The organism is Streptomyces sp. NP-1717 (assembly GCF_022695985.1).
Lineage (GTDB): Bacteria > Actinomycetota > Actinomycetes > Streptomycetales > Streptomycetaceae > Streptomyces.
Window position 1 is genome coordinate 1 of the sequence record NZ_JAAPBF010000413.1, and the last position, 2,700, is coordinate 2,700.

Here is a 2,700-nt window from a genome sequence, read left to right on the forward strand (position 1 = left end):
GGGGAACGGGCCCCGGAACCCGTCCCGGTGGGCCCCTCGGCGCCGGCCGCCGATGCCACGCCTCTGTCGGCGCCCGAGCTGGAGGAAACGCTGCTCTCCGTGGTGGCCCGGCTCACCGGCTATCCGGCGGAGATGCTCACCGTGGACATGGAGCTGGAGGCGGATCTGGGAGTCGACTCGATCAAACGCGTCGAGATCCTGTCGGCCGTCCGCCGGACGGTGGGCGACGTGGCGACGGGCGACATCGGGCGGCTCGGCGGACTGCGCACGCTGCGCGAGATCGTCGAGGCGCTCACCGCGGGCGGCCGTCCGCGGGAGGCCCCGGCGCCGGAATCCCCGGCCGTGGCCGGGCCCCCCACCGTCCCGGAGATCACCCCCGTCCCGGAAATCCCCGAGATCCCCGAGGCCCCCGCCGTCCTCGCCGTTCCGGAGATCCCCGCGACGCGTGACGGGTCCGGGCACATGACGGCGCTGACCAGGCTGGTGCCGCGCGCGGTGGAGTCACCGGCGTCCGGCCTGGCGACGGCGGGACTTCTGGACGGTCCGCTCGTGGTGGCGGGCGGCGGCGCCGACTGCGACGCGATCACCGCCCTCGTCGTGCGGAAGCTGGCGCGGCACGGCGTGGACGCCACCGCCGTGGCGGAGGTGCCCGGCGACGCGCGCTCGGTCGTACACCTCGGCGCGCTGACCGGGGACGGCGCACCGGACCACGCGCGCGAGGTCCACCGGTCGGTGTTCCGCGCGGCGCGCGCGGTCGCTTCGCGGGCCGCCGAAGGGGGCGGACTGTTCGTGACGGTTCAGGACACCGGAGGCGACTTCGGGCTCGACGGCCGCGCACCCGACCGCGCGTGGCTGGGCGGAGCGGCGGCTCTGACCAGGACCGCGGCGAAGGAGTGGCCGGGAGTCCCGGTCAAGGCCGTCGACTGCGAGCGGGGCGGCCGGAGCGACGAGGAGGTCGCGGAGGCGATCGTGCGGGAACTGCTGGAGGGCGGCCCCGACCCGGAGGCGGGTCTCCGCGCGGACGGTACCCGCGTCGTCCCGCGCACCGTACCCGCGCCGCTGATGCCCGGCAGCACCGGGCGGATCACCTCGGAGTCGGTGATCGTGGCCACCGGAGGGGCCCGCGGGGTGACCGCCGCCGCGCTGCTGGACCTGGCCCGGACCCACCGTCCGCGGATCGCGCTGCTCGGCAGGACGGCACCGGCTCCCGAGCCCGCGGGGCTCGCGTCGGCCACCGACGAAGCGGCGCTCACCCGTCTGCTCGCCGAGCGTTCGGCCGGGGGCGCGGAGGACTCCTCGCCCGCCCGGATCTCGGCGCGGGCCCGGGAGATCCTGGGCGCGCGCGAGGTACGGGCGACGCTGGAGGCGCTGGAGGCGGCGGGATCCCCCGTCAGGTACGTCGAGGTGGACGTCCGCGACGGCGACGCGCTCGCCGCCGCGCTGCGCGAGGTACGTGAGGTGTGGGGGCCGGTCACCGGCATCGTGCACGGTGCGGGAGTACTGGCCGACAAGTGGATCGCCGACAAGACCGACGAACAGGTCGAGCGGGTGATGTCGACCAAGGTGGACGGCCTGCGCGCGCTGCTGGCCGCGACGGCCGACGATCCGCTGGACGTGATCTGCCTGTTCTCCTCGGTGGCAGCCGTGTTCGGCAACGCGGGGCAGAGCGACTACGCCATGGCCAACGAGGTCCTTGGCCAGGTCGCGTCGGCGGAACAGGCCCGCCGCCCCGGCGCTCTGGTGCGGTGCGTCGCCTGGGGGCCGTGGCGCGGCGGCATGGTCACGCCCGCGCTGGCCGGGCACTTCGGCCGGTCCGGGGTTCCGCTGATCCCTCTGGAGCGGGGGGCGGCCGCTTTCACGGCGGAGCTGGACGGCGCGGCCGGTGAGGCCCGTGTGGTCCTGGTGGCCGGGGACGACCCGGCGGCCCTGTCCCCGGCAGGCGATCCGCGTCCGGCGCAGCTGCTGGTCCGGGCGGACGGCCTGCCGCAGCTGGCCGACCACGCGGTCGGCGGAGTCGCCGTGCTGCCCGTGGCGATGGTCCTCAACTGGTTCGCGGGCGCGGCCACCGCCTGGCTGCCGGACGCCGGCTCACTCGTCCTGCGCGATGTGAGGGTGTATCAGAAGTGCGCCCTGCCCGAACTGGCCGGCGCGGGCCACCTGCTCACCGTGCACGGCGGCCGGGGAGCGGCCGGTTCGCCGACGGGGCTGGAGGCGGAGCTGCGCGGGGAGAGCGGGGTGGCGCACTTCCGCGCCGTACTGGACACCGGGGCCGAAGCACCGGATCCCGCCGCGTGGGGCAGCCCGGACGGCCTCAAGCCGCTGGACCTCGCCGAGTTGTACGACGGGGAGATCCTGTTCCACGGTCCCCGCTTCCACGCCGTCCGCTCGCCGCTCGGTGTCTCGGAGCACGGAGCCGAGGCCTTCGTGGCGGGCGTGCGCCTTCTGGAGTGGCCGGGCGGGTGCTGGCCGCTCGACCCGGCCGCCGTGGACGGCGCGCTCCAACTCGCCCTGGTCTGGGCGCGGGAGGTACTCGACGCGGCGACGCTGCCGATGGCCGTCGCGGAGTGCAGGGTGTACCGGCACGGCCCGGTGCACGGCTCGGTGCGGTGTGTGGTGCGGGGCCGGAAGGTTCACGGCACGGGGGCGCGCTGCGACGCGGCGCTGATCGACGCCGACGGAGCGGTCCGTCTGGAACTGCTC

Annotated in this window: 1 protein-coding gene; it reads left to right on the top strand. The window is 76.0% G+C overall.

All coding sequences use genetic code 11. The features are described from left to right. Nucleotides 1–2,700 (top strand): SDR family oxidoreductase (locus GXP76_RS35035; protein ID WP_242575650.1); only part of this gene is annotated, 2,700 nt, incomplete at both ends.